24 protein-coding genes and 1 pseudogene are annotated in these 26066 nt (G+C 56.2%); 14 read left to right on the forward strand and 11 right to left on the reverse strand.

Annotated elements, in window-relative coordinates; translation table 11 throughout:
• Positions 1–47 precede the first annotated feature (47 nt).
• The 4 genes and pseudogenes from ACEQU8_RS04390 to ACEQU8_RS04405 all read left to right on the forward strand — a co-directional run bounded on the left by ACEQU8_RS04390 (position 48) and on the right by ACEQU8_RS04405 (position 6425).
• Positions 48–3713, forward strand: coding sequence for an indolepyruvate ferredoxin oxidoreductase family protein (locus ACEQU8_RS04390; protein ID WP_370261772.1), 3666 nt, complete (start codon positions 48–50; stop codon positions 3711–3713).
• A 133-nt stretch (positions 3714–3846) separates the two neighbouring features.
• Positions 3847–4583: pseudogene (locus ACEQU8_RS04395) on the forward strand (PPK2 family polyphosphate kinase).
• 43 nt (positions 4584–4626) lie between these two features.
• Positions 4627–5133 carry a hypothetical protein gene (locus tag ACEQU8_RS04400; protein ID WP_370261773.1) on the forward strand — a complete coding sequence of 169 codons (507 nt, stop codon included), beginning with the start codon at positions 4627–4629 and terminating at the stop codon, positions 5131–5133.
• A gap of 137 nt (positions 5134–5270) precedes the next feature.
• Entirely contained in the window at positions 5271–6425 is a 1155-nt protein-coding gene (locus ACEQU8_RS04405; protein ID WP_370261774.1) for a mechanosensitive ion channel family protein, read from the forward strand.
• Between the two features lie 41 nt (positions 6426–6466).
• Here ACEQU8_RS04405 and rfaE2 read toward each other — a convergent pair whose 3' ends face one another.
• The 11 genes from rfaE2 to folE2 form a co-directional block, all read right to left on the reverse strand.
• Complete coding sequence (gene rfaE2 / locus ACEQU8_RS04410) at positions 6467–6961, reverse strand: D-glycero-beta-D-manno-heptose 1-phosphate adenylyltransferase (protein ID WP_370261776.1); 495 nt, start codon at positions 6959–6961, stop codon at positions 6467–6469.
• Between the two features lie 7 nt (positions 6962–6968).
• On the reverse strand, positions 6969–7832 hold the full coding sequence (locus tag ACEQU8_RS04415) for a ferritin-like domain-containing protein (RefSeq protein WP_370261777.1): 864 nt from the start codon (positions 7830–7832) through the stop codon (positions 6969–6971).
• A gap of 125 nt (positions 7833–7957) precedes the next feature.
• A complete protein-coding gene (locus ACEQU8_RS04420; RefSeq protein ID WP_370261778.1) occupies positions 7958–8431 on the reverse strand; it encodes a nuclear transport factor 2 family protein in 474 nt (157 codons plus the stop codon).
• The gene (locus tag ACEQU8_RS04425; RefSeq protein ID WP_370261780.1) at positions 8428–9213 is read right to left on the reverse strand and encodes an SDR family NAD(P)-dependent oxidoreductase; all 786 of its coding nucleotides are present in this window, start codon (positions 9211–9213) and stop codon (positions 8428–8430) included. The genes ACEQU8_RS04420 and ACEQU8_RS04425 overlap by 4 nt, the downstream gene beginning before the upstream one ends.
• Before the next feature lie 15 nt (positions 9214–9228).
• Positions 9229–9765: a DUF3833 domain-containing protein gene (locus ACEQU8_RS04430; protein WP_370261852.1), complete on the reverse strand. Its 537-nt coding sequence runs from the start codon at positions 9763–9765 to the stop codon at positions 9229–9231.
• 14 nt (positions 9766–9779) lie between these two features.
• Entirely contained in the window at positions 9780–11186 is a 1407-nt protein-coding gene (locus tag ACEQU8_RS04435; protein ID WP_370261781.1) for an MFS transporter, read from the reverse strand.
• 16 nt (positions 11187–11202) lie between these two features.
• Positions 11203–11790 carry a chalcone isomerase family protein gene (locus ACEQU8_RS04440; protein ID WP_370261782.1) on the reverse strand — a complete coding sequence of 196 codons (588 nt, stop codon included), beginning with the start codon at positions 11788–11790 and terminating at the stop codon, positions 11203–11205.
• On the reverse strand, positions 11787–13019 hold the full coding sequence (locus ACEQU8_RS04445) for a class I SAM-dependent methyltransferase (RefSeq protein WP_370261784.1): 1233 nt from the start codon (positions 13017–13019) through the stop codon (positions 11787–11789). Before ACEQU8_RS04445 ends, ACEQU8_RS04440 begins: the two co-directional genes overlap by 4 nt.
• Positions 13016–13837: a DUF1365 domain-containing protein gene (locus tag ACEQU8_RS04450; RefSeq protein ID WP_370261785.1), complete on the reverse strand. Its 822-nt coding sequence runs from the start codon at positions 13835–13837 to the stop codon at positions 13016–13018. The genes ACEQU8_RS04445 and ACEQU8_RS04450 overlap by 4 nt, the downstream gene beginning before the upstream one ends.
• On the reverse strand, positions 13837–15150 hold the full coding sequence (locus ACEQU8_RS04455) for an NAD(P)/FAD-dependent oxidoreductase (protein ID WP_370261787.1): 1314 nt from the start codon (positions 15148–15150) through the stop codon (positions 13837–13839). Before ACEQU8_RS04455 ends, ACEQU8_RS04450 begins: the two co-directional genes overlap by 1 nt.
• Before the next feature lie 80 nt (positions 15151–15230).
• On the reverse strand, positions 15231–16025 hold the full coding sequence (gene folE2, locus ACEQU8_RS04460) for a GTP cyclohydrolase FolE2 (RefSeq protein ID WP_370261789.1): 795 nt from the start codon (positions 16023–16025) through the stop codon (positions 15231–15233).
• Between the two features lie 272 nt (positions 16026–16297).
• Between folE2 and ACEQU8_RS04465 the strand changes: the two genes are divergently transcribed.
• The 10 genes from ACEQU8_RS04465 to ACEQU8_RS04510 all read left to right on the forward strand — a co-directional run bounded on the left by ACEQU8_RS04465 (position 16298) and on the right by ACEQU8_RS04510 (position 26040).
• On the forward strand, positions 16298–17242 hold the full coding sequence (locus ACEQU8_RS04465) for a MerR family transcriptional regulator (protein WP_370261791.1): 945 nt from the start codon (positions 16298–16300) through the stop codon (positions 17240–17242).
• Between the two features lie 7 nt (positions 17243–17249).
• Positions 17250–17411, forward strand: a complete 162-nt coding sequence (locus tag ACEQU8_RS04470) for a DUF2256 domain-containing protein (protein ID WP_370261792.1) — start codon at positions 17250–17252, stop codon at positions 17409–17411.
• Between the two features lie 13 nt (positions 17412–17424).
• Complete coding sequence (locus tag ACEQU8_RS04475) at positions 17425–18963, forward strand: cryptochrome/photolyase family protein (protein ID WP_370261793.1); 1539 nt, start codon at positions 17425–17427, stop codon at positions 18961–18963.
• A 51-nt stretch (positions 18964–19014) separates the two neighbouring features.
• Complete coding sequence (locus ACEQU8_RS04480; protein WP_370261795.1) at positions 19015–20178, forward strand: hypothetical protein; 1164 nt, start codon at positions 19015–19017, stop codon at positions 20176–20178.
• A gap of 23 nt (positions 20179–20201) precedes the next feature.
• A complete protein-coding gene (locus ACEQU8_RS04485; protein WP_370261797.1) occupies positions 20202–20789 on the forward strand; it encodes a TIGR00730 family Rossman fold protein in 588 nt (195 codons plus the stop codon).
• Positions 20790–20874: 85 nt separating this feature from the next.
• Entirely contained in the window at positions 20875–21594 is a 720-nt protein-coding gene (locus ACEQU8_RS04490; protein ID WP_370261799.1) for a hypothetical protein, read from the forward strand.
• Positions 21595–21665: 71 nt separating this feature from the next.
• Complete coding sequence (locus ACEQU8_RS04495; protein WP_370261801.1) at positions 21666–22082, forward strand: hypothetical protein; 417 nt, start codon at positions 21666–21668, stop codon at positions 22080–22082.
• Positions 22083–22091: 9 nt separating this feature from the next.
• A complete protein-coding gene (locus tag ACEQU8_RS04500) occupies positions 22092–22382 on the forward strand; it encodes a hypothetical protein (protein WP_370261803.1) in 291 nt (96 codons plus the stop codon).
• A gap of 21 nt (positions 22383–22403) precedes the next feature.
• Positions 22404–23666 carry a DUF2254 domain-containing protein gene (locus ACEQU8_RS04505; protein ID WP_370261804.1) on the forward strand — a complete coding sequence of 421 codons (1263 nt, stop codon included), beginning with the start codon at positions 22404–22406 and terminating at the stop codon, positions 23664–23666.
• Between the two features lie 463 nt (positions 23667–24129).
• Positions 24130–26040 carry a methyl-accepting chemotaxis protein gene (locus ACEQU8_RS04510; protein ID WP_370261805.1) on the forward strand — a complete coding sequence of 637 codons (1911 nt, stop codon included), beginning with the start codon at positions 24130–24132 and terminating at the stop codon, positions 26038–26040.
• The last annotated feature ends 26 nt before the right edge of the window (positions 26041–26066 follow it).

The following is a 26066-nucleotide window of genomic DNA, read 5'->3' on the forward strand; positions in this document are numbered from 1 at the left end:
GGCCCCAAACACGTCAGCGCCAAGCGCGCTGTGGAGGTTTGTCCCGCATGAACGCACCGCGTCACCCCCCCTTGCACTCCGCTTTGCAACAAGCGATTGCCTCTGTTTCTCTCGACGACAAATACACCTTGCCCAGCGGGCGAGTGTTTCTTAATGGGGCGCAGGCTTTGGTTCGGCTCACCCTGTTGCAAGCCGAGCGCGATCGACTGGCCGGGCTGAACACCGCAGGGTTTGTGTCGGGTTACCGGGGCTCGCCTTTGGGTGGAGTGGATTTGGCTTTTGCTGCCGCCAAAAAACATTTGCAGCCCGCAGGGGTGCGTTTTCAGCCCGGCTTGAACGAGGACTTGGCCGCCACAGCCGTGTGGGGCAGCCAACAGGTGAATTTGTTCCCGGGGGCTCGGTTCGATGGCGTGTTTGGCATGTGGTACGGCAAGGGGCCAGGCGTGGACCGCAGCCTCGATGTGTTCAAGCACGCCAACGCAGCGGGCACCTCGCCCCATGGTGGGGTGTTGTTGGTGGCGGGCGACGATCACGCCGCCAAAAGCTCCACCTTGCCCCATCAGTCTGACCATGTGATGAAGGCCGCGCTCATGCCGGTGGTGTTCCCCAGCAATCTGCAAGAGGTGCTGGATTACGGCGTGTTGGGCTACGCCATGAGCCGCTATGCCGGCGTGTGGGTGGGCTTTAAAACCATCGCAGATGTCATTGAATGTTCCGCCGTGGTGGAGGTGGACGCCCGCCGCGTGCAAATTCAGATGCCGCAAGATTTTGACATGCCACCGGGGGGCTTGAACATTCGCTGGCCCGACACCCCCTTGGATCAAGAAGCGCGCCTGCTCGACTTCAAGCTGTATGCCGCATTGGCATTTGCGCGGGCCAACCGCATGAACCACACCACTGTCCACGCGCCGCAAGCGCGCATGGGCATTGTGGCCAGTGGCAAGGCTTACCAAGACACCATGCAAGCGTTACACGACCTGGGTCTAACGTCGGAAGCCTGTGCCCGCATCGGGTTGCGGGTGTACAAAGTGGGCATGGTCTGGCCGCTGGATGCGGTGGGAATTCGAGAATTCGCGCAGGGTCTTCGGGAAATTCTGGTGGTGGAAGAAAAGCGCCAGATGCTGGAATACCAAATCAAGGAAGAGCTTTACGCATGGCGAGCTGATGTGCGCCCCAAGGTGTACGGCAAATACGATGAGCGGGTGAGTGAAGATGGCCGCGAGGGCGGGGAATGGAGCCTGCCGCAGGGGCAGTGGCTGCTGCCCAGCCACCATGAGCTAGACCCAGCCTTGGTCACCAAGGCCATTGCAAAGCGACTGATGAATTTTGAATTGCCTCCCGATGTGCGGGCAGGCATCGAAAAACGGTTGGCTCAAATTGCCCACCGCGAATCGGTGGGCCACCCTCCGCATGACCCGGTGGAACGCAAACCTTATTTTTGTTCGGGATGCCCTCACAACACCTCCACCCGTGTGCCCGAGGGCAGCCGAGCCATGGCGGGCATTGGGTGCCACTACATGGCGGTGTGGATGGACCGCAACACTCAAACCTACACACAAATGGGCGGTGAGGGGGTGCCATGGATCGGCCAGGCACCATTCACCGAAACGCCCCATGTGTTTGCCAACCTGGGCGACGGCACCTATTTCCATTCCGGCATTTTGGCCATACGGGCCAGTGTGGCCGCAGGCGTCAACATCACCTACAAGTTGCTTTACAACGACGCAGTGGCCATGACCGGCGGCCAACATCTGGATGGCACATTGACCGTGCCGCAGCTTACTCGCCAATTGGATGCAGAAGGTGTGGCTCGCATTGTGATTGTGAGCGACAACCCCGAGCAGCACCGCAGCGTGCGCGCCGATGACCCCATGGCCCCTGGGGTGCAGGTGTTTCATCGGGATGAGCTCGATGACGTGCAACGCACATTGCGCAGCACGCCGGGCACCACCGTGCTGGTGTATGAGCAAACATGCGCTTCAGAAAAGCGTCGCCGCAGAAAGCGCACCAACCCTGCCACCGGGCAGCCGCTTTACCCCAACCCCGCCAAGCGGGTGTTCATCAACCCGCGCGTGTGTGAAGGGTGTGGCGATTGCTCCAAACAATCGAATTGTTTGTCCATCGAACCCTTGCCCACCCCCTGGGGAATCAAGCGAACCATCAACCAATCCACCTGCAACAAAGACTACAGCTGCCTGGCGGGGTTGTGCCCAAGCCTGGTGACCGTGGAGGGTGCAGAGCTGCGCAAGCCCACGCCGCGCAGCGATTGGGGGGCCTTACAAAACCAGGTGGCGCAATTGCCGCCCCCGGCCTACCGCCTGGAACCTGAACATTTGAACCGCCGCTACGCCGTGTTAATCAATGGCGTGGGTGGCACCGGAGTGATCACCATTGGGGCATGGTTGGGCATGGCTGCGCATTTGCAGGGCCTGGAAGCCGTGGTGTTGGACATGGCAGGCCTTGCCCAAAAGGGTGGGGCTGTGTTTTCGCATGTGCAAATTGCCCCTGCTGGTCAAGCGCTGACCTCGGGCAAAATTGCCGTTGGCGAGGGCGACCTCATGCTGGGCGGCGATCTGTTGGTGTCTTCCCACCCCAAAACTCTGGAGCTTTTGGCGGACGACGCCTATGCGGTGGTCAACACCGATTCGCCACCGACTGCCGACTTTATTCACCAACCCACCTGGCACGTGCCCGTGGGCCAGGTCAATCATGACATTGAGCAAGCCTTGAACAACCCTGCAAAACAATTGCACCGGGTGCAGGCCCAGCACTTGGCCCAATTGGCTTTTGGCGACACAGTGTATGCCAACGCATTGCTGCTCGGGTATGCCTGGCAAACGGGTGCATTGCCTTTGCACTTGCAGGCCTTGCGGCGGGCCATCGAGCTCAATGGCGTACAAATTGAAACCAATTTGCGTGCATTTGATGTGGGCCGCCTGCTGGCCCATGCACCAGAGCAGGCCATGCGCTTGATTCAAGGCGAGCAAGCCGGGGCCGCCTTGGCGCGCACGGATCACGAAAGCAACCCAGCCTTGCTGCAGCGCTTAAGCGCCGAGTTGGCTCAATATCAAAACCAAACCTATGCACAGGCCTTCGAACAAAAAATGCGGACCTTGGCTGCAGCAGCAGGCAGCAAGGGGGATGAATGGCCCGCGTGGTGGCAGCCCATGTTGAAAGCCTATTACCGCCTGCTGGCTTTTAAAGACGAGTACGAGGTGGCCCGTTTGTTGAGCGACACCGTTTGGCAAAAAGAACTGCTTGGGCAGTTTGATGGTCAGGCCAAACCGTACTTTTATTTTGCCCCCACCTGGTTAAAGCAGCCGGAGGGCAACGGTCGGCCACGCAAATGGCGTGTTGGCCCGTGGGCCTTGCCCGGGCTGCGCCTGCTGGCCCGTCTCAAAGGCATCCGGGGCACTGTGCTTGACCCATTTAAGAACAGCGAAGAAAGAAAAATGCAGCAGACCTTGGTGGCTTTGTTTGAATCGTGGCTCCTTATGTTGCACAATGACCCTTCCTTGTTGCAACACAACAAGGCTTTGATGTGCACACTGGACCTGTTCAATCAGGTGAAAGGTTTCGGCCAGGTGCGGCTTGAATCATGCCAAAAGGCACTGCCTTTGATTCGCGCCAACCTGGCTCAATGGAAAACGCTTCAAGCCAATGACCAAAGCAGAATCAAAGAGCTCCAAACGCAAGGGGACCAAGCGCTCTGAAAAGGTGCTACCCGACGCACTCGTTCCCGAAAGCCAGTGGGAAATACTCGGCCAGGCCTGCATGGTCAACGGCAAAGCCGTGCGTTTGCGCCAATGGCCCACGCGCTATGGTGACATGCCCTCCAAAGAAGACATGCACGAGCGGGTGGATCAACTGTCAGAACGGCTTAACAGCCTGCTCACCTGCCTGTATGCCCAAGGTGAACACAAGCTCTTGGTCATTTTGCAGGGCATGGACACCTCCGGCAAAGATGGCGCAGCGCGGGCCATTATGCGTGCGGTTCACCCATGGCTTTGCGCATGGAGTCATTCAAAGAGCCCACCGAACAAGAAGCCGCTCGTGACTTTTTGTGGAGAGTGCACAGCAAGGTGCCTGCCACGGGGCAATCGGTGATCTTTAACCGCTCGCATTATGACGGCGTCATTGTGCCATTGGTGCAAGGCGACCTCACCCCTGCCGATCTCGAAGAAAAAATTCGACAGGTGAATGACTTTGAGAAAATGCTCAACGAAACCGGCACCACCGTGCTTAAAATTTTTCTGAATATTTCCCGGGAAGAGCAGCACCAGCGCATGGTTGAGCGCTGGGAAAGCCCCGAGAAACGCTGGAAGCTCACCGAGAAAGACCTTCACTGCGGTGAAAACTTCAGCCTGTACGCCAACGCCTATGAGCAGGTTTTGGAAAAAACCTGCACCAAAGACGCGCCTTGGTGGATTATTCCCGCCGATCACAAAGGGTTTCGCAACATGCTGACCGCTGAAATATTGGTGGGCACCTTGGAGCGCATGGGCCTGGCCTGGCCAGAGCCCGACCCAGCCGTGCTTAAAAGCGAGTTCTGGAAAAAGCAGTCAACCCAGGGCAGCCACTAAGCGTTACTGAATTTCCCAAACAACATAGAGACAGGGAGTAAACATGATCAAATCACCACTGAAACTTGCCGTTTTGACCGGCGCCATTGCACTGAGCACTTCGGCCATGGCTGTTGGCCTGGGCGTGAACACAGGCGTGGGCGTACAGGCCAATGTGCCCGGCGTTTCACTGGAAGCAGACGCCAAGGCAAAGGCCAAAGCCGATGCAAAAGCAGAAGGCAAGGCCAAGGCTGACGCCAAAATGGACGCCAAAGCCGATGCCAAGGCAGACGCCAAGGCCGGTGGTAACGCCGCTGCCGATGTGCGTGGCAAATCGGGCGAGGCTGTCAAAGGGGCCAAGAGCCAAGGCGACGCCATGCGCAGCGAAGCAGGTCAGTTGCACTCCGAAATCAAAGGTGAAGCAGGCCAACGCACCGGCCAAGCCAAGGCCGCTGGTGAAGGCGCCATGGGTGCCGCTGGTGACCTGAAGAGCAAGGCCCAGGGCAAAGCCGAAGGCGGTGCCAAGGCCGAAGTAAAAGCCGAGGCCAAAGGCCAAGCCAAGGTGAAGTAAGCCCCTCACCCGTGCGCTGGGGGTCCCCAAGGCCTTTGCGCACAAACGCAATCCATGCCCCAGAGCCCAAACGCCTGGGGCATGTTGCTTTAAGGGCCTACAATAGGCCCTTCTGATCAACCTCGGCTTGTATTGGTATGGATTTTTCTTCAATCAAAGGGTGGCTGCTGCAATTGGGCGTGCCACAAACCGTTCTTGGCTTTGATCTTTGGGTGTACCAAGTGTTTTTGGTGGTGTTTTGCACCCTGGCCTTGAGCGCCTTCAGTGGCGTGGTCCTGGGCCGTGTGGCTACACTCACCAGTCGTTCCAGCAACCTGTGGGACGATGCCCTGGTGGCCAGCGCCAAGCGACCCATCAAGTACCTCATTTGGTTGCTGGGTTTAAGCTGGGCGGCAGAGCTCACGCATGCGGCAGCACCCACGGCCTTGTTTGAATACCTGGGCCCCTTGCGTCGGGCTGGTGCGATTGTGTTGGTGGCCTGGTTTTTGTTCTCGCTGGCCAAGCATTTTGAGCAGGTTTTGCAGGTGCGGCGGGGGGACAAAGAGCCCATGGACCCCACCACGGCCAGCGCCATTGGCAAATTGCTGCGTGCTTCCATTTTGATCACCGCCACCTTGGTGATTCTGCAAAACCTGGGGTTCAGCATTTCGGGCGTGTTGGCCTTTGGCGGCGTGGGCGGCATTGCCGTGGGGTTTGCCGCCAAAGATTTGCTGGCCAATTTTTTTGGCGGGCTCACGGTTTACATGGACCGTCCCTTTGTGGTGGGCGACTGGGTGCGCTCGCCTGACAAAAACATCGAAGGCACGGTGGAGCACATTGGCTGGCGGCTCACCCGCATCCGCACCTTTGACAAGCGCCCGCTGTATGTGCCCAATGCCACTTTTACCACCATTTCTCTTGAAAACCCATCGCGCATGAGCCACCGACGCATCAGCGAGACTGTGGGGGTGCGGTATGACGACATGGCCCAGGTGAAAGCCATTGCCCAAGCGGTGAAGGCGATGCTAATAGAGCACCCGGAAATAGACAACCAGCAAACCCTGATTGTCAACCTGAACAGCTTTGGGGCTTCCAGCGTGGACCTGATGGTGTACTGCTTCACCAAAACCACGGTGTGGGTCAGGTTCCACGAGGTTAAGCAGGATGTGTTGCTTCAAATAGCAGACATCATCACCCAGCATGGGGCTGAAATTGCGTTCCCCACCCAAACCCTGCATGTGGCCAGCCTGCCCGAGCAATTTGCTGCGGCCAGCGTGTCACCGGGGGGCATGGGTAGCAAGCAAGGGCAATAAGTCGCAGGCGGTGGCCAAGCCGATTGGCCTGCCTTGGCCCCTTACAGTTTGCGGATTTTTTCAAGCGTGGCAGTGGTGCTGCGGTCATGTTCAAACGCAATGGACACCGCGCGCCCGCCCCAGCCTTGTACTTCCTTGGCCCCCACCATTTTTTCAACGGGCCAGTCGCCACCTTTGACCAACACCTGGGGCTTGGCGGCCAATATGGCATTTAAGGGCGTGTCTTCTTCGAAGTAAGTGACCAAAGCCACACATTCCAGCGCCGCCAGCACATGCATGCGGTCTTCCTGCGTGTTGATGGGGCGGTCGGGGCCTTTTCCCAGGCGCTTCACCGAAGCGTCTGAGTTGACCGCCACGATGAGGCTGGCGCCCTCTTGAGCCGCCTGGTCCAGGTACGTGACATGCCCGCGGTGCAATAAATCAAAAACCCCGTTGGTAAACACCACGGGGCCTTGCAGTTGGCTGGCGCGTTGCGCCAGTTCACTGGGGTGGCACACCTTGCTCTGAAAGCGTGCCGGTTTTCCGGTTGTTGTCATGGTGGCCTTATGCTGCGTTGCCCACAGGGGTATCGCTGGTGCCCAAGCGGGCCATCACTTCTTTGCGGTAGCGGTTGAGGTCTTGTACAGACTCAAAGGTGCGCTCAAACAACAGGCTCATGTTGTGCAAAATGCGGTCCACCACCTTCTTTTCCCAATCGGCGTCGAAGCGGATCTGACCATCCAGCCAACGCTCCAGCCAGTCGGGGTCGGGCAGGCGGCTCTGCACGGTGTCGTTGGGGAACAGGTCTTTGTTCACATGCAGGTTGGTGGGGTGCAAAGGCTTTTGGGTGCGGCGGGCCGAGGCCATTAACACACCAATTTTGCTAAAGGCGGCGCGCGCATTGTCGCCCACCTCTTGCAGGGCTTTTTTCATGTAACGCAGGTAGGCGCCACCATGCCGTGCTTCATCGTGGGAAATGGTTTTGTAAATGTGCTTGATGACCGGCTCGGTGTGCCAATCGGCGGCGCATCGGTACCAGTGGTTCAAACGGATCTCGCCGCAGAAGTGCAGCATCAGGGTTTCAAGCGGGGGAGCTGGGTCGAATTCAAACCGCACTGCGTGCAGTTCTTCTTCGGAGGGCAGCAGGTCTGGTCGGAAGCGACGCAGGTATTCCATCAGGACCAGCGAGTGCTTTTGCTCCTCGAAGAACCAAATCGACATGAAAGCCGAAAAATCGCTGTCATGCTTGTTGTCACGCAAAAACATCTCGGTGGCGGGTAGCGCCGACCACTCGGTGATGGCATTCATTTTGATGGTTTGGGCCTGTTCTTCGGACAGGAGACTGGCATCAAATTGATCCCAGGGGATGTCTTTTTCCATGTTCCAGCGAACAGATTCCAAGGATCTGAATAGTTCGGGATACAGCATGTCGTTTGGCCTTGAGAAAAAATGATTTGTGTGATTTTAACAAGACATGTCATCAACAGCATTAAATTTCAATGACATTGCCCACTTTTGTGCACACTTGTACGCGCCCAAAGCCAGCCAAAACTTCAACCAGCCTGTTTTTTAAGCCAGCGCATCAAGCCGCCCAGCACCGGGATTTTTTCGTACAGTTCTTCGGCTGCATCCCAGTAATCCCGATGTGACTGCACCTGCCCGGATTGGTTCAATACGAGGTGTGAAGACCCCCTGCACACCTGGGTTTGCCCCACTTTGAAGCGCTTCATTTCAAAAAGGAAGTGCCAGCCCAAAAACACCTGTTGATCTTGCTCAAAGGCCGTGTGCACTACAAACCGGGGCTTGTCCACTTGGTGAAACATTTCTCCAAAAATGCGTTGAATGTCCACAGCACGGTGCACTTCGTTGAATGGGTCTTTGAAATAGGCGTCGGCTGCATAGAATTTCGGCAGGTCTGCCACTGTTTCGGGGGTGATGTGCTCAAAAAAGTCGATCAGAGCCCGCACCGGGGCCGACAGTTTTTGCCGATCCAGGGGGGCCAGGGTGGGCTGGGTGTTTATGCTCATTTTTTGAGTTGGCCGGCTGTGAATTTTTTAACCGCAGCAAAGTACAGGCTGTAAGGCAAAATGCGCAAAGCGCGCAGGCTGCGGGTGAAGGCTTTTGGGAAATGAATTTCAAATTCGCCTTTTTCCAGGCCCACAATAATCTCATTGGCCGCTTGCTCGGCGGTGATTAAAAACGGCATGGGAAAGGTGTTTTTGCGGGTCAAGGGCGTGTCCACAAAGCCCGGGTTGATCACGCTCACCCCCACCTTGCTGGGTTTCAGCTCCATGTGCAGGGCTTCGGCCAGGTTGATGAGTGCCGCTTTGGTGGGCCCATAGGCCAGCGAATTGGGCAGCCCCCGGTAGCCCGCCACGCTCGACACAATCGAAATGTGTCCGTGCCCTTGCCCAATAACACACGGCAGTACACTGGCCAGCACATGCATGGTGCCATTGAGGTTCACGTCAATCTGCTGGCGCACCTTGGCCAAATCAAAATGCGCCACATCCATTTCAGAATAGGTGCCTGCCATCAGCACCACCAGGTCAAGACCGCCCCACGCAGCCATCAAAGTGTCAAAGGCATTGTTGACCGCATGCTCATCGGTGATGTCCAGGGGCAGGGCTGTGGCTTGTTTTAATTCGCCGGCCAGGGCTGACAATTTGTCGGCGCTGCGGGCCGATAGCATTTGGCGGCATCCCAGTTGGTCAAGCTGGCGGGCAAGCGCCTCGCCGATGCCCGTGGAGGCCCCCACAATCCAGACCCGTTTGTTGTCCCATTGGGTGAGTTTTGGGTTAAAGCTCATGACATGGTCCTAGTGTTAGTCGCGTTTGCGAAAGCTTAACAAGACTTCGCCCAGCTCAATGCCAAATTTGCTCATCACCGCCTTGTTCAGCATGGTTTTCTCGTCCATCAGGTACATCCAGTCATCAAACTGCACCTCGTACGTGGTGCCGTCCACAGGCAGTAGCAGGGTGTACTTCCAGTTGAAGGCATTGCCAGCAGTTTGCCCTGTGGCTGTGCCCAGTACGTCACCCGCGGTGCCTGTGTACTGGTTACCATTTTTTTGCAGCGTCCAAATGCGCTTTTGGGTGGTGCCGTCAGAGTAGGTGAAGTCTTCATCGAGTGTGCCTGTGTTGCCATCCCAAGTGCACTTCATCACCACAGTAAACCGCTTGACCACCTTGCCCGAACGGTCGTGAAACACGCCCCATGCATCGATGGTGCCATTGAAATATTCTTTCAAATCCAGCGTGGGTTTTTCTTGCGCATAGTCGGCCGGGGTTGGGCCAGCGCATGCGCCCAGTGCAAGCAAGGCCAGTGTGGCCAAGGCCAGGTTGAAAAGGCGCGTTTGCATGGTTTTAAACAGCGTCATGGGTTTGCTCCTTGTGGCGTGTTGGGTGTGGGTGCCGTGGGTTTGGTTTGGGTAAAGCCGCTGCGCGCCAGCAGCACCAAGGCCACCAGCTTTAGCGCGCAGGGCAGCAGGGCATACACCCAAATCAGTGGGTCGGCGGCAATTTGGCCCAGCAGACCCAGGCTTTGAAACTCTTCGCTTTTTGACACATCGGCCGAGTAATTGAACCATTGCAGGGTGCCCAGGGCAAAGCTGGGCGCCAGGGCGAGGTTGAACTTGTTGACCCAGTTCCATAGGCCAAAATAGGTGCCTTCGGTTTGGCCACGTTCGCCGTTTTCCTCAATGAGACGCGCCACCAAGGCAGCGGGCAGGGACAAATCGGCCCCCAGCGCAAAACCGGTGAGTATGCACACCCACAGGTAACCCACCAGGTCGCCTTGACCCAACAGCACCACCATGACAAATGCTGGAATGGGCGCCACCATGCCAATTAACCAAGCGCGGGCCAGGCCGATTTTGCCAGCCAGCCACACCCAAAACACGGTGGAGGCTGCGCCCACCAAAAAGTACACGGCCAGCACCCACTGGTCGCTGTCGCCCAGGCCGAGCCGGTCGCGCATGTAAAAAGGCACCAGGGTGGCGGGCAGGGCCGCAGCCAAGCCATTGAAAAAGAAGACCACCATCAATTTGCGGAAATTGGCACGGCGAAGGGGGGCAAGCACCGCCCGCAGTGCGCCCTTCAACCCCTCTCCGGCAGCCACCATGTGGCGAGCCGCCTGGCCCATGGCGGCCTCCGCGGCATGGGCTGCGTCTGCGAGTGCAGTTTTCTCTGGCCGGGGTGCAAGGCGCAGCAACAGAAAAACACCGGAGAGCAACATCACGGCAAATACGCTGAAAATCAGCATGGCGTAGGTTTCAAGGGCCAGCGACACGGCAAACACCACACCGATGATGCCCAGCCCTTCACGAACAGCGACAAAGGTGGATCGCTGTTTGTCGGTGTGGCCAAGCTCTGCTCCCCAAGCCTGGTACGCAATGCTGGCAAAACTGTAGCCCAGGTGCACCACCAACAGGCTGAGTAACAGGCTTGCTGCATATTGCGTGGGCGTGTTGCCGAAAGGAAAAAACACCCCCGCCATGCCCAGCAACAGCAATGGCACGGCCATCAACAGGGGCAGGTGGTAGCGTTTGGCGCGGCCGCTGCGTTGGTCCACCCACAAGCCGATGGCGGGGTCCAACACGGCATCCAGCAGGCGAGAAATCAACAGAATTACACCCACCCAGGCGGAAGGCACCTCGTACACCCGGGAGTACAGGTAGGGCACTTGAATGTAAATGGGCACCGCCACGGCGCCCAAGGCCCAACCCAGCCAGCCGTAGGTCAGCAAATCGCGGGTGGAAACAGGATTAGGCTGGCTGTGCATGGGGCGCGGCCTGGGGTTAACGCTTCAGGCCGATCAGTTGCCTGCGCATTTCGGGCGCTGATGTTTTTGGGTCAAGCCAAATGCCCATGAATGCTGCTGCCAACTCGGGGTCGTCCACGCGGGCCAGTGGCGACCCATTGCGGAAAAACTGAATGCCCTTGCCCGGCGTGTGCAGCGCACTCAAAGTGTGGCCCTGTTTTACATCCGGAAAAATAGACTTCAATGTTTCAAGCCACGCTTTGTGCTGTTCTGGGGTGCCAGCACCGATTTCTTCCATCTCGTCGATGCTGCGCTCGGCAATGTCTGTGCCGTCAAAACTGCGGGCGTAGGTGAGCTCCAGCCAGGCCGGGTCTCGCTTGTAATTAAAACCTTCGGGCTCTACATTGGCCCACAATTGGCCATCGTATATCTTCAGGCCAAACCAGCGCAGGGTGCCAAACCCCATGCGTTTGGCGTTGTCGATGGTGTTGGTGACCTGTTTGGGCGGCTGGCCAAAATGGTCGCCGGCCCACGCCTTGGGCACAACCAAGGCCATGGCCGCGATCAAGGCAACACCACTCCAAAAGTAGAAGCGCGCCTTATGCATGTTCAAGGCTGTGCTCATTGAACACCGTCCTTTTTTTCAAGGTAGAACTGGATTACATCGGTGCTTTGGTATTCAAAGCCCGCTTCGCAGTAGGCCAGGTAAAACTCCCAGGTGCGGATGAATGGTTCATCAAAACCTTGGGCACGCACTTGGTCCAAGGTGTTCATAAACTGCATGCGCCAGCGGCGGAGGGTTTCGGCGTAGTCTTTGCCAAATGCCTTTTCTTCCACCACACGCAAGCCGTGTTTTTCGGCCAGTTGGCGAAACTTGGTCGGGCTGGGCAACATGCCGCCGGGGAAAATATATTGCTGAATAAAATCGGTGGATTTTCTGTACCGATCAAACAGCGCATCGTCGATCACGATGGTTTGAATGGCCGCTTTGCCGCCCGTTTTTAGCAGTCGGTTCACGGCCTGGAAATAAGTGGGCCAGTATTCTTCACCGACCGCCTCAAACATTTCAATGGAGGCGATGTGGTCAAATTGCCCTTGGCAGTCGCGGTAGTCTTGCAGGCGGAATTCGCTGCGATCGTCAAACCCGAGTCGTGCCATGCGCGCTTTGGCAAAGGCCAATTGCTCAGTAGACAATGTGAGCCCCACCAGCTTGGCCCCGCGGCCACAGGCCTCTTCGGCAAACCCACCCCAACCGCAACCAATTTCCAGCACACGGTCACCTTGCGCGGGCTTCAAAAAGCTCAGCATGGCCTGGTACTTTGCGCTTTGCGCTTGCGCCAGCGACAAGCTGGTGTTGCCATCAAACAGCGCACTGGAGTAGGTCATGGTGGGGTCAAGCCACAGCTGGTAGAAGGCATTGCCCAGGTCGTAGTGGGCGTGAATGTTTTTGCGCGCTTGGGTTTTGGTGTTGCGGTTTAACAGGTGCTTTATTTTGTAGGCCAGGCTGCCCAAAAAACTGCCGTAAATCACTTTTTCAACGGCCTTGCGGTTTTCAAGAAACACACCCAACAAGGAGGCCAGGTCATCGGTTTCCCATTCACCCGCAATATAACCTTCCGCAAAACCAATGTCGCCTGCTTTCAGGGCCCGTGAACACACGGCCCAAGTGTGCAAGCGGATGGTCGCACTGGGCTGGTCCGCATCGCCACCAAACAGCAAGTGTGTGCCCTCGGGGGTGATCACCTTCAGGCGCCCTTTCTTGAGCTTGTTCAGAAGCTTGAGGGTCCAGTGTGCCGATGATGGGGCATGGCTGGGTAATTGAAATTGAGAAAGAGAAATCGTTGCTTCGGTCATGCTTCTTGCTCAGTGTGCGAAATGAGTTGAGAGGGGGGGGCGGGTTTGCGGTGAAACTTTGCGCCCTTGAACAACAATTTGACGGCTTGCCAGTGAATTTTAATGATGACAGCCAGGGTAAACCAACCGTACTTCACCAAAGTTCTACCCCATAGACCTGCGCTTGGATGCGATAGTTCTCCACTTACGCTGGTGGACAGTTGCAGGGTTTGGTCTTCAAAGTAATTGATGCGAGCCACGGTGCGCGGCCCTACATTGGCAAAACGGAATTCATAACGACCCGACACCGGGAAAAATGGCGACACGTGGAACACCTTGGTGGCGTGCAGCAACATGCCATGGTCGATGGGCACATCGCGTTTTAACTCATCGTTGAGCAAATAAAAATGCCGCTCGCCAAAGGTGTTGTTGACTTCGCACAAGATAGCTCGGCACGTACCGTGGTGGTTGTGGAAATACCAAAAGCTCACCGGGTTAAACACGTAGCCCAGCACCTTGGGAAAGGTGTGCAAATCCACCGCCCCGTCCAGCACTTCGCCGGTCAGCGTTTGTACTTTTTTGTGCAATTGCTCCAGCAGTTGCGCAAAGGGCATTGCGTGTGGCTCAAAGCCATAGTGGCGAGCCTGCACGGCCAGCAGGCCTTTTTGGTCGATGGCCAACAAACCATTCGCCTTGGCCGGGCCTGGTTTGCGTTCAAAGCGCAGCTTGACAAAACACGCGCCAGTTGTGAACCCATTGGCCTTGGGCTTGCTGCGGCGGTGCTTTACCAGCCCCCAGGCAAGCTTGACGTGTTGGAGTTCAAACAGCGGCAAGTGCATCAGGCGGCCTTTTGTGCAGTGTGTCCCAGTTGAGCCAACAAAGCCTGAGCAGCATTCAAGCCGGCGGTGTGGCCGTCTTCATGAAAGCCGTACTTCATCCAGGCGCCAGCCAGGTATACGCCATTCAAACCCTGCAGGGCTTGAAGATCATGTTGCGCTTGCACCGCAGGTGCATCAAACACGGGGTGCGCGTAATGAATTTCGCGGTGAATGGTGTGTTGCTTGGGCATCACGATGGGGTTCAAGGTTACAAACACAGGTGTTTGGGTGGGCAGAGGCTGCAGGGAGTTGCTCCAATACGTCACCGACACGCTGGGTTGCGGGTTTAACACATCGCTGAGGTAATTCCATGAGGACCAGGTGCTGCGGGTTTTGGGCATCAAGGCCACGTCGGTGTGCAGGTAGGCCACATTGTCCTGGTAGCCAATGTGTTGTAGGCAGGCCCTTTGGGCTTCGTTGCCTTGCAACAGTTGCAAAGCCTGGTCACTGTGGGTGGCCAAAATCACGTAATCAAATGTTTGCTCGCCAGCCGCTGTTTTTATGCGTACTTGCTCGCCCAGTGGTTGCACGGCCAACACGGGGGTGTTGGCATGCACGGTCGCAATGTGCGGCAATATTTTGTTCACGTAATTGCGTGCGCCGTTTTTAACCGTGAACCACTTGGGCCGGTTTTCAACCTGCAGCAAACCGTGGTTGTGGCAAAACTGTACGAAAGTGGCCAGCGGGAATTTCAGCATTTGCTCCGATGGGCAACTCCAAATGGCTGCGGCCATGGGGATCAGATACCAGTCGCGAAATTCCGCACTGTAGCGCTCTTGCTGGAGGTAATCCCCCAAACCCATGGCGCCTTGGCCTGTAAACAAAGCCTCGCGCCCACCGTGGGCGACCATGGCGGTGGCGGTTTTGTTGAAGCGCAAAATGTCGAGCAGCATTTTCAAAAACCTGGGGCGCAACAGGTTGCGGCGCTGGGCAAACACGGTGTTCAGGTTGGTGCCCGCCCATTCCAGATTGATCTCTGGCAGGCACACCGAGAATGACATGTCTGACTGCACGGTTTCCACGCCCAATTCATTAAACAAGCGAATCAGGTTGGGGTAGGTGCGTTCGTTGTAAACCAAAAAGCCGGTGTCCACCGGGAAAGTTTGACCGTCCAGGGTGATGTCCACTGTGTTGGTGTGCCCGCCAATGTAGGCGTTGGCTTCAAACAGGGTGACCTGCGCATGGTCGCGCAGTGCGTATGCGGCAGACAGTCCTGAAATGCCCCCGCCAATCACGGCCACAGACGGCTTGGCGGGTTGGTTGGTGTGGTTCATGGTTCCCCAAAGTGTGTGATCGACAAAACATTCACCCAATGCTACATCGAATGTGTGAAGTATTTTAAATGGCTTCAGTATTACCGCTTGTCTTCTTCGATCCAGGCCACGGCTGAATGGTTGTGGATGGACTCAAAGTTTTCACTCTCTACCCGGTAAGCCAACACTTTGCCGTTGGCCCGCAGGCGCAGCGCCACATCGCGCACCAGATCTTCTACAAACTTGGGGTTGTCATAGGCACGTTCGGTGACGTATTTTTCGTCCGGGCGCTTGAGCAAGCCCCACAGCTCGCAAGAAGCCGATTCTTCTGCCATACGGATCAGTTCCTCTACCGACAAACCTTTGCCAGCCAAGGCTCGAATGGTGATGTGCGAGCGTTGGTTGTGCGCACCGTAGTCTGATATTTTTTTGGAGCAAGGGCACAGGCTGGTCACGGGCACCACCACGCTTAAAAATACGTCCGTGCCTTTGCCGTTGTTGTTGGCTTCCAGCGTGACCTCATAGTCCAGCAGGCTGGCCACTCCGGATACCGGCGCCACTTTGCGGATGAAATACGGAAAGCGCATGGTGATGGTGCCGGCTCGGGCTTCCAGCCTGGCCAGCATGTCCTGCATCATCACTCGCAAAGTGTCCATGGCCAGGGCGTGGTCTTGCTGTTGCAGAATTTCAAGAAAGCGCGACATGTGAGTGCCCTTCACATCGGCGGGCAGGTGCACGGCCATGTCGATGGTGGCCACGGTGGGTTGTGGGCCCTCGGCGGTGTCCATGATGATGGGGTGTTTGATGCCGCGCACGCCCACCCGTTGAATGGCGATATTTCGCGAATCGGCTCGGGATTGCTCGTCTGGTAAAAAAAGGCCGTCAGGTGCGTTCATTGGATGCTCTCCATCGGTAAAGCAAGTGGTTGACTGGATGTGCATCAAATGCACCACGATTAATGACAAACCCGGGCTGGACTAGACAGAGAGATCGTCTTAGAATGCAAACAAAACACCTGAATGTCTCTATATGTGTACTGCAAAGAGGCGTCATGTGTTAGTTTGATCTACACAACCCGGTTCGGTTCCATTATTATTCGATCACGGGGGCAAGTCAATTTGTCTAGGACAAAATAGATGTTGAAGTATCCAATGCGTCGGGTGTCGGCATGAACGAGCGCTCAGAATTAAATCAACCGTCATTCTCGATTGCTGCGGTTGAGCGCGACACGGGCCTGCCCAAAGATACCCTGCGCGTTTGGGAAAAGCGGTACAACTTTCCTCAGCCCGGGCGCGATGCGTTTGGCGAACGCATTTATTCCATTGACCAGGTTGAGAAGCTCCGCGTCATCAAGCGCTTGTTGGATGGCGGTCACCGGCCAGGCAAAATCATCGGGCTAAGCATCGATGAGCTTGTCAAGCTGGCCGAGGTCAGTAGCGCTGGTGTGCGCATGGCGGTTGCCCCAGACAGCCTTGACGAGCTCAATGGCTACATGGATCTCATCAAAAAACACGATGCCGAAGAGTTTCGGCAAACCATGTCGCGTTTGGCGCTCACCATGGGTTTGCGTCGGTTTGTGGTTGAAGTTGTTGCGCCACTGAACGCCATGGTGGGGGATGCATGGGCACGGGGCTATTTCGAAATATTCGAAGAGCACATTTACACCGAAACCATTCAGGTGGTGCTTCGCAATGCACTCAACACCATCCCCTCAACCCGCAAGGGGCCAAGGGTGCTGCTGACCACCCTGCCCAACGAACTACACGGCTTGGGGCTGCTCATGGCCGAATGTATTTTTTCGATGGAAGGCGCGCAATGCGTATCTTTGGGTACTCAAACCCCCATCTACGACATTGTGTTGGCTTGCCGTGCTCAAAACATCGACATCGTGGCCTTGTCGTTCTCCGTCATTCAAAGCTCACCGGCTGTGCTCGATGCGGTCACTGAGTTGCGCGAAAAGCTGCCCCACAACGTTGAAATTTGGTGCGGGGGTTCGTCCACGGCCCTGCGCAAGCGCGTGTCCGACGACTTCGTGCTCTTGCAATCGCTGGACGCCATTGCCGAAGAAGTGGCGCAATGGCGCCAACGTTACAAATTCAAAACTCCCCATTGAGCCTGGCGTGGCATTCAAAGGCAACAAGTCGTACCTGCCTGCCAAACCGTGTGCGGTGTGCGGCAAAGACATGACCTGGCGAAAAAGCTGGGCCAAAAACTGGGAGCAGGTGAAATACTGTTCAGACGCCTGCAGAAAACGCGCTCCCAAGTCCCAAGGTGGTCAGTGAGGCTAGCAGTACCATGAGCAGTACCCGAGCAGTTTTGGTGTTGGGCGATCAACTCGATTTATCCAACCCAGCCCTCCAGGCCAACCCGCCCGGCTCTGCGGCGGTGTTGATGATCGAAAGCCTTCAAGAATCCAAGTTGGTGTGGGTGCACAAGGCACGCATTGCCGTGTTTTTGGCGGCCATGCGGCATTTTGCGCAAGCCCTGCGCGAGGCAGGCTACACGGTGCACTACAGTGCGTTGGCCGACAGTGGGCAGCGCAGCCTGGTGGAGGTTCTGCAAGACCAGTGCGAGCAATTGGGCATTGCCAGCCTGGACATGGCCGAACCTGGCGAGTGGCGCCTCGAGCAAGACATCACCACCATGGCGCGCAAACAAAGCCTGAAACTGCGCATGCTGGACGACGGCCATTACCTGTGTACTCGCGCAGAGTTTGCAACATGGGCTTCGAAGTACAAACAGTTGCGCATGGAATATTTTTACCGGGAAATGCGCAAACGCACCGGCGTTTTAATGGAAGGTGAGCAGCCCGCCGGTGGGCAATGGAATTACGACGCCGACAACCGCAGTGCCTATCCCAAGGCTGGCCCGGGTAGTATTTCGCCGCCGGCGGCTTTTGAACCCGACAAATTGACCTTGCAAGTGCTTGATGAAGTGCGACAGCGCTTTGCTGACCACCCCGGTGAACTGGACGATTTTTGCTGGCCAGTGACCCGCGAGCAAGCTTTGCACGCCTTGGAGGTTTTTGTTACCACCCGATTGCCCAATTTTGGCAAATACCAAGATGCGATGTGGACCAAGACGCCGTTTGGTTGGCATTCGCTGTTGTCAGTAGCCCTGAATTTGCATTTGCTCAACCCCCGTGAGGTGATTGAACGAGCTGAACAGGCCTGCAAAGAAGGGCAGGTTGATTTGCCCAGTGCCGAAGGTTTTATACGGCAGGTTTTGGGTTGGCGCGAATTCATGCGGGGCGTGTATTGGCTGGACATGCCGGGCATGCGCCAAGGCAACGCGCTACAAGCCCAACTGGATTTGCCCAAGTGGTTCTGGACTGGGCATACGCACATGCGTTGCCTTGGCGACTCCATTGGCCAAACTCTGCAATATGGCTATGCACATCACATCCAACGTCTCATGGTCATTGGTAATTTTGCCTTATTGGCCGGGCTTTCCCCGCAACAGGTGGAAGACTGGTTTTTGGCAGTGTATGTGGACGCCGTGGAATGGGTCGAATTGCCGAATGTGGCCGGGATGGCCTTGTTTGCCAACGGTGGGCGGTTCACCAGCAAGCCCTATATTTCGTCTGGGGCGTACATCAAGCGCATGAGCAATTATTGCGACAATTGCCGCTATAACCCCTCGCTAAAAACAGGTGACAAGGCTTGCCCCTTCACCACCCTGTATTGGGGCTTTTTGGATCGTCGCGAGGCCATGTTGTCGGCCAACCCGCGCACTGGCTTAATGGCCAAAAACATTGCGCGCTTGAGCGATGACGAGCGCCAAAAGCTTCGTCAGCAATGTGAGCTCACCCTGAAGAAGCTCGACACCCTGTAAAGCCCGCTGCATTGGTGTACTCTTGGGCGTCCGGTTTGCTCTTGTTTGCCCATGCCTTCCCACCCCTTGCCAGGCTTTGCCCTTGATGCCGTGGTGTCTGCCCTCCCTGCGCCTGCACAGGTGTATGTGGTCGGTGGCGCGGTGCGTGATGCCCTGCTGGGCATGCCCAGCAGTGACCGTGATTGGGTGGTGGTGGGGGCCTCACCCCAAGCCATGTTGGACGCTGGCTTTCGCCCGGTGGGCAGCGATTTTCCGGTGTTTTTGCACCCCCACACCCAGGAAGAATATGCCCTGGCACGCACTGAGCGAAAAAGTGGCCATGGCTACAAAGGCTTTGTATTTCATGCCGACGCCAGTGTCAGCCTTGAACAAGACCTGCAGCGTAGAGACTTCACCATCAACGCCATGGCCATGGATGCGCACGGGCGCTTGATAGACCCCTACGGCGGCTTGGATGATCTGCGTCAGGGATTGTTCAGGCATGTCAGCATGGCATTTTCTGAAGACCCTTTGCGGGTGCTGCGCTTGGCGAGGTTTTTGGCACGCTTTCATGAATTTCGGGTCAGCCCTTCCACGCTGGCCCTGTGTTGCGCCTTGCGCGAAGCGGGCGAGTTGCAACACTTGGTGGCCGAGCGGGTGTTTGCAGAGCTCAACCGTGGCATGGCCGAACCCAAGCCATCGCAAATGGTTCAGTTTTTACAAACCACACAGGCCTGGCCTGCCCTCAGTGGTGGGCTGGCCGAACCTTTCACAACCCTGGGCCGCGATGCCCTGGGTTTGCTGGACACTCTGCCCACCCCTGAGCAGCGTTGGCTCAGCGCCCTTGGCTTGCGCTTGCAGGCGGCGCTCATTGCGCCCTTGGCCGAGCATTGGCGCATGCCGACGAGCCTGGCTGATAGCGCGCGCGTGGTGGCCGATCTGAAGGCGTTTGTGCAGCAACCCGATCCAACACTCACCGATTGGGTTGCGTTATTCAACCAGTTGGATGTGTACCGCAAACCGGAGCGTTTGCAGCTGGCCGCTCAGGTGGTATCCGCAGCTGAAGGGTCGCAGGCCGCTCTGGTGGTGGTTCAGCAGGCTTGTCAGCAGATGATGGGGGGGCAATACAAAGCAGGCTTGCGGGCAGCCATGCAAAACCAGCAGGGGCGTTCCCCGGCAGATGTGGCGCAACTGCACAAGCAGCATTGGGTGCAACAACTATTAAACACCGTGTAAATATTAAGGCAATCAAAACATTGATGAAAAATATTTGTGTCTACTGCGGCTCCAGCAACGGCGCTTTGCCTGATTACGCCGAGGGGGCTCGCCAGTTGGCCAGCGCATTGCACAGTCGTGGTTTGGGCTTGGTGTATGGCGGGTCGAATGTGGGCCTCATGGGCGTGGTGGCTGATGAAATGCTTCGCTTGCAGGGGCGGGTGGTGGGCGTGATTCCGCAATCCTTGGTCAACAAAGAGGTGGCTCACCCCGGCTTGCACAAACTGCACGTGACCCAAACCATGCACGAACGCAAGGCCTTGATGGCTGAGTTGTCAGATGGGTTCATCGCTTTGCCCGGGGGGCTGGGCACCCTCGAAGAATTGTTCGAGATGCTCACCTGGGGGCAGTTGAGTTTTCATGCCAAGCCGGTGGGGGTCTTGAATGTGGCTGGTTATTTTGACGGTTTGTTGCATTTTCTGGATCAGTCCACCCAGCAAGGGTTTGTTCGGCCTGTTCATCGCGCCATGCTGATGGCCAGCAACAATCCGCACACGCTGCTAGAGTCCTTTGCAACATACCGGGCTCCGGAAGTGGCCAAATGGGTGCCGCCCAAACAGACCGCCCAATAAAGGGCACCCCTTTGTGGGCGTGGTATTCGGTGGGGCACCCGTGCAACATAAGAGCGTTTAATCCAGATCCCTTGGGGTGCTCGCCATGCGCATTCACCGTTCTTTTGCCTTGGTGCTGTGTTGCACAGTATTTTTGTCGGCCTGCGCCTCCAACCCGCGTCAGGCCCTGCACGCCGAGGCCAAGCCGCATGTCAAGCGCATTGCCCTGTTTCAGGTTGAAGAGCCCAAGCGTTACCTGGCCGAGCCCGAACAGCTCACCGCGGGTTATTTGTTTTACGCCCTGGGTACTTTGGGCAGCGTGATTCGCGCTGGCATTGAAACCTTGCGCTACAGCGCCGCCACCGAGCGCTTGCACGCTGCTCTGCAACCCCATCAGCCCAGGTTGGCCGATCAATTCGAGGTTCAACTCAAAAGCCAGTTGCGTGCCAAAGGGTATCAGGTGGACTTGATCAATCCGCCCCCCAAGTCCCGCACGGGTGAGGGTTATGACCTGCGCGACATTGCCGCCAAATACGATGCATTTTTGACAGTGGACATGATGGCAGGCTTTGTTGAGCACGATGGTTTGTCCTCCCCGCATGTTCAGGTGCACGCAACCCTGTTGGCCTCACCCACTTCTGATGTGCTGATGAAATCCCCGTACGTGTACACCTCTCGCGATATTCAAAATGTACCCCGCATCGCCAGCAGCCAGCTACACGCCTTACCCGCCTTGGACGACGTGGCCAGTCACCCTGAAAAGGCCGTGAATGGCCTGCGCGAAGGCGCAAGGCAGGTAGCGCAACTATTGGCTGCCGATCTTTAGCCACAGCCCCTGTTGCGGCGATACACTAGAGGAGTTGTGCTGATGTCAGCACGAAGCCAGAGGGTGTTCGCATGGGTCATAAAATGGCATGGGCTGTTGGGGCGGTGGTGTGGCTGTGGTCCGCGTCTGCACTGGCTGCCAAGCCAAACACGACTGACGGTTCACCGATATTGCCCATTTCTGCCGCGCAAGCCGGCAGCAAAATGGGGCAGGCCGTGTTGGTGGACTTCAAAGTGCGTTCCACCCAAACCCGCACCGATGGCTATGGCGCGTATGTGCTCCATTCTGAGACCAGCGCACGCGCGCCCAACAACCTCAGCATCGTGATTGATGCGCGGGCCGCGGATATTTATTCCCGTCTGGGTATTTTCGACCCTGCTTCCTATTTTTTTGGAAAACGCATTCGCGTGGCTGGTGTGGTGAGCACTTGGGATGGCCAGGTGCAAATTCTGGTGGGCGACCCGGTGCAAATTGAAGTGTTGCGCTAGGGGTGGGCAGTGGGTGTGCTAAGGCAGGCAAAGTTCGGTGAGTGTGCATGTTGCGGCCGTTACACCCCGCTTACATTTCATCACCTCATTCCCAAAAAACTGCACCGCCGCGCCTATTTTAAAAAGCATTTCAATAAACAAGCCCTCAATGCAGGCATACAGGTGTGCCGCACCTGCCATGACGGTATTCATGACCTGTACACCGAAATGGAGTTGGCCAAGCGGTTTTTTTCGCTTGAGCTTCTGAAGGCCGATGAGGCCTTGCAACGGCATTTTCATTGGGTGTCCAAACAGAAATAAGCAAAACCGTGGGAGTGTTGCATGAAAGAGAACTGGCGTTTTTGGCTAAACCGTCTCAAAGAAAAGTTGTGGCTAAAACCCTTGGTGATGTGTGGTTTGTCGATTGTGGCTGCCTTTTTGGCCATGCTGGCCGATGGCCTGGAACCCACTTTGCTGCCCGATGTGTCCACCGATTCAATTGTCACCCTGCTTGAACTGGTGGCCTCCACCATGCTGGTGATTGCCATGTTTGCCGTGGGTTCCATGGTGGCCGCTTACAGTTCGGCCAGCAATTCGGCCACGCCCCGGTCGTTTCCCCTGGTGCTGGCCGATGACACCTCCCAAAACGCCTTGTCCACCTTCATCGGCGTGTTTATTTTTAGCGTGGTGGCCCTGATTGCACTGAAGAACAATGCCTACGGGCAGGGCGGGCGGTTTGCCCTGTTTGTGTTCACGGTGTTTGTGTTTGCTTTGGTGATTCTTGCCTTCTTGCGATGGGTGGACAACATCGCCAGGCTAGGGCGTTTGGGGCACACCGTCGACAAGGTAGAGCGGGTTACTTTTCAGGCCATGCGCATCCGCATGCAAAACCCTTACATGGGCGGTGTGTGCATGAATACCTATGGTCAGGCCAGTGGAGTGCCGTTGGCGCTTGCCAACGTGGGTTATTTGCAGCGGGTGGACATGGCAGCCATCCAGGCCTGGGCCTTGGCGCGTCAATTGCGGGTGGGTGTGCTTGCGCTGCCGGGTACGTTTTGTACGCCAGCCAAGCCGGTGCTCGAGATCTATGGTCTGCCCGGCGACCATGTTGAAAACCCAGAGGACACCGCGCCTTTGCTGGCGGCTTTTCACGTGGCTGATCACCGCACCTTTGATCAAGATCCCCGTTTTGGTGTGGTGGTGTTGAGCGAAATTGCAAGCCGCGCCTTGTCACCAGCCGTCAATGACCCTGGCACTGCGATTGATGTCATCGGCACTTTGGTTCGTTTGTTTCATCAATGGGAGGCGCCACCGGTGCCTGCAGTGGAGCCGGTTTACCCCAATGTGTTGGTGCCTAGCCTGCGCATCGAAGACCTGTTTGATGATGCTTTCACTGCCATTGCCCGTGATGGAGCCACTTTGGTTGAAGTGGCCATACGCCTGTTAAAAGGGCTGCAGGCCTTGGCGGAGCAGGGTGATGAAGACATGCGCCGCGCTGCCATCGCACAAGCGGCCACGGCGGTGGAGCGGTTTCGCAAAGCCATGCCTGTGCAGGCCGATGTGCAACGGGTTGAAGAAGCCGCGGCTTTTGCACGTTTTACATAGACAAAACTGCGTTTGTCTACAACATATCTTATAAAAATGGGCCAATGCCCCCATTTTTTTCAAAAAACATCTGGTTTTTGTCTATAACAATTAACAAATAAAAAATTAATTGAGATTTTTAGACTTTTAAATGTTAAAAAACAAGAAAATATCGAAGTAACAAAAACTTTAGAAAATTTAAGCCTGAAATAAGCCATATAAAAGCATTTCAGCTTTTTCTTTTGCACCCAATTGGCAGGGGGCACAGATGGAGGGGGGTATATAAGTTATTGATTTATATAGATAATAATAATAGTCAACAAGTGTAAAAGCTGTTGTTTCACAAAAATTGGCTGCCTAGAATTTGGACTGGTTCTATAAAACCTAGATTAAGTGAATTGCAAAATCTTAAATAGATTGTTGGGTTTGCTGGGTCTAATAGTTAAACATCCAAGCCTAAATTTCTCGTCAAGGAGACGCAGCCATGGCCCTCGTTAAGAAACAGATTCACGCCGTAACCCCAGTCGACACTCGCTCTTCAGCAGCCGCAAGCCGCGAATCCGAAGTGCAGCGCAAACGCGCCCGCACACTGGCCAAACAACAGCAAGCCGCCGAGCGCATTGCGGCGGCCACCTCCCAGTTGTCCTCGGGCATCACCGAGGCCGCTTCTGCCGCTGAGGAGCTCAAGCGCTCATCCGATCAAATCGCCACCGGTGCCGAAGAAGCATCCGGTGCATCGCAAGAATCTTTGCAAGCCTTCCGCCAAGTGAGTTCTGCCATCGACCGCCAGTTGAAAAATGCGGACGAGAGCCAACTGTTGATGGAAAACACACAAACGCTGGTTCAAAAAACCGGTGAAGAAATCAGCTCCTTGATCTCCAATGTCAGTGTGGCCGCTTCTCGCCAGGAAGCCTCCGTGAAAATGGTGGCCGAGCTTGAGCGTCAAGCCAGCAACATTGGCGACATCATCAAAGCAGTGGTTCGCATTGCCGACCAAACCAACCTGCTCGCCTTGAACGCCGCCATCGAAGCCGCCCGCGCAGGCAAGCACGGCAAAGGTTTTGCCGTGGTGGCTGACGAAGTTCGTACCCTGGCAGAAACCTCTGAGAAAAGCGCCAAGCAGATCCAAGACCTCGTGGGTCAAATTCAAGGTGAAGTCAAAGAAATTTCTGAAGGCATCAATCGCTCTGCAACGTCTGTCAAAACACAGGCAGAAAGAGGCACCGTCATCACTGAGCAGTTGAGTGTCATCCGCGCCAACGCTGTTGAAATTGTTGCCGCCGTGCGTGACATTGCCACCGGTGCTCAACAATCCGTCGTTGCTGCAGCCCAAGCCTTAAAAGGCTCTGAATCAATTGCAACTGCTGCTGAAGAACAATCTGCTGCCGCTGAAGAAGTGGCCAAGACCGTGGCTGAGCAGTCGCAGGCCCTCGGTGAGTGCGAGCAAGCTGCGCAAAGTCTTTCGGAGCTGGCTGAAGAATTGAAAAACTCCACCGATGTGGCCAAGAGCGCCGAAGAAGTTGCTTCTGCCGCCGAAGAATTGTCTTCTGCTGTGCAAGAAATCAATCGCGCCAGTTCACAGATCATGGCCGCCATTGAGCAGATCCGCAAAGGCGCCCAGGTGCAAGCTGCTGGCACCGAGCAATCGTCTGCCGCGGTGAGCCAAATTCAAAAAGGCTTGGAGCTGGCCCAGAGCCGCGCCAACGCCAGCAAAGAAAAAGTGGGTCAAATTCGCAACCTCCTCAACGAAAACAAAACCGCTGTGGATACCCTGGTCACCGGCATCTCGACCGCCGCTGAGGAGTCTCGACGCAGCATCAACCAAATCAAAGACCTGGCTTTGGTGTCACGCCGCATCGATAAAATTGTAGACGCCATCACCACTGTGTCTATTCAAACCAATATGCTGGCCGTCAACGGTTCCATCGAAGCCGCGCGCGCTGGTGAATTCGGCAAGGGCTTTGTGGTGGTCGCCACCGACATTCGCAACCTGGCCCACGACTCCGCCGAAAACGCTGACCGCATCAAAGACCTCGTCAAAGGCGTACAAGACCAAATCGCCGTGGTAGGTCGCGATCTTGAAGAAATTGTTTCTGCAGCCTTGGCCGAAGTTGAAAAAGCCAAAGCCACCACCATCAACCTGGTGTCTGTCGAGTCCGAAATCGGCAAGGTGGCCGCTGGCACAGACGACATTCTCTCTGCTGCCGACGAAGTATTGGCCGCTGTTACTCAGGTGCGTGTGGGCATCGACCAAATCTCTGCCGCCGCGCAAGAGGCCGAGAAGGCCGCCACAGAGGCTGCCTCGGCATCCAAGCAACAATCGCAGGGCGCAGAAGAACTGGCCTCGGCGATCGAAGAAATTGCCTCTCTGGCCGATGAGTTGCAAAGCGCCTAAGCCCGCCAACATCAGGAGAAATTCGC

Source organism: Limnobacter sp. (assembly GCF_964228395.1).
GTDB lineage: Bacteria > Pseudomonadota > Gammaproteobacteria > Burkholderiales > Burkholderiaceae_B > Limnobacter.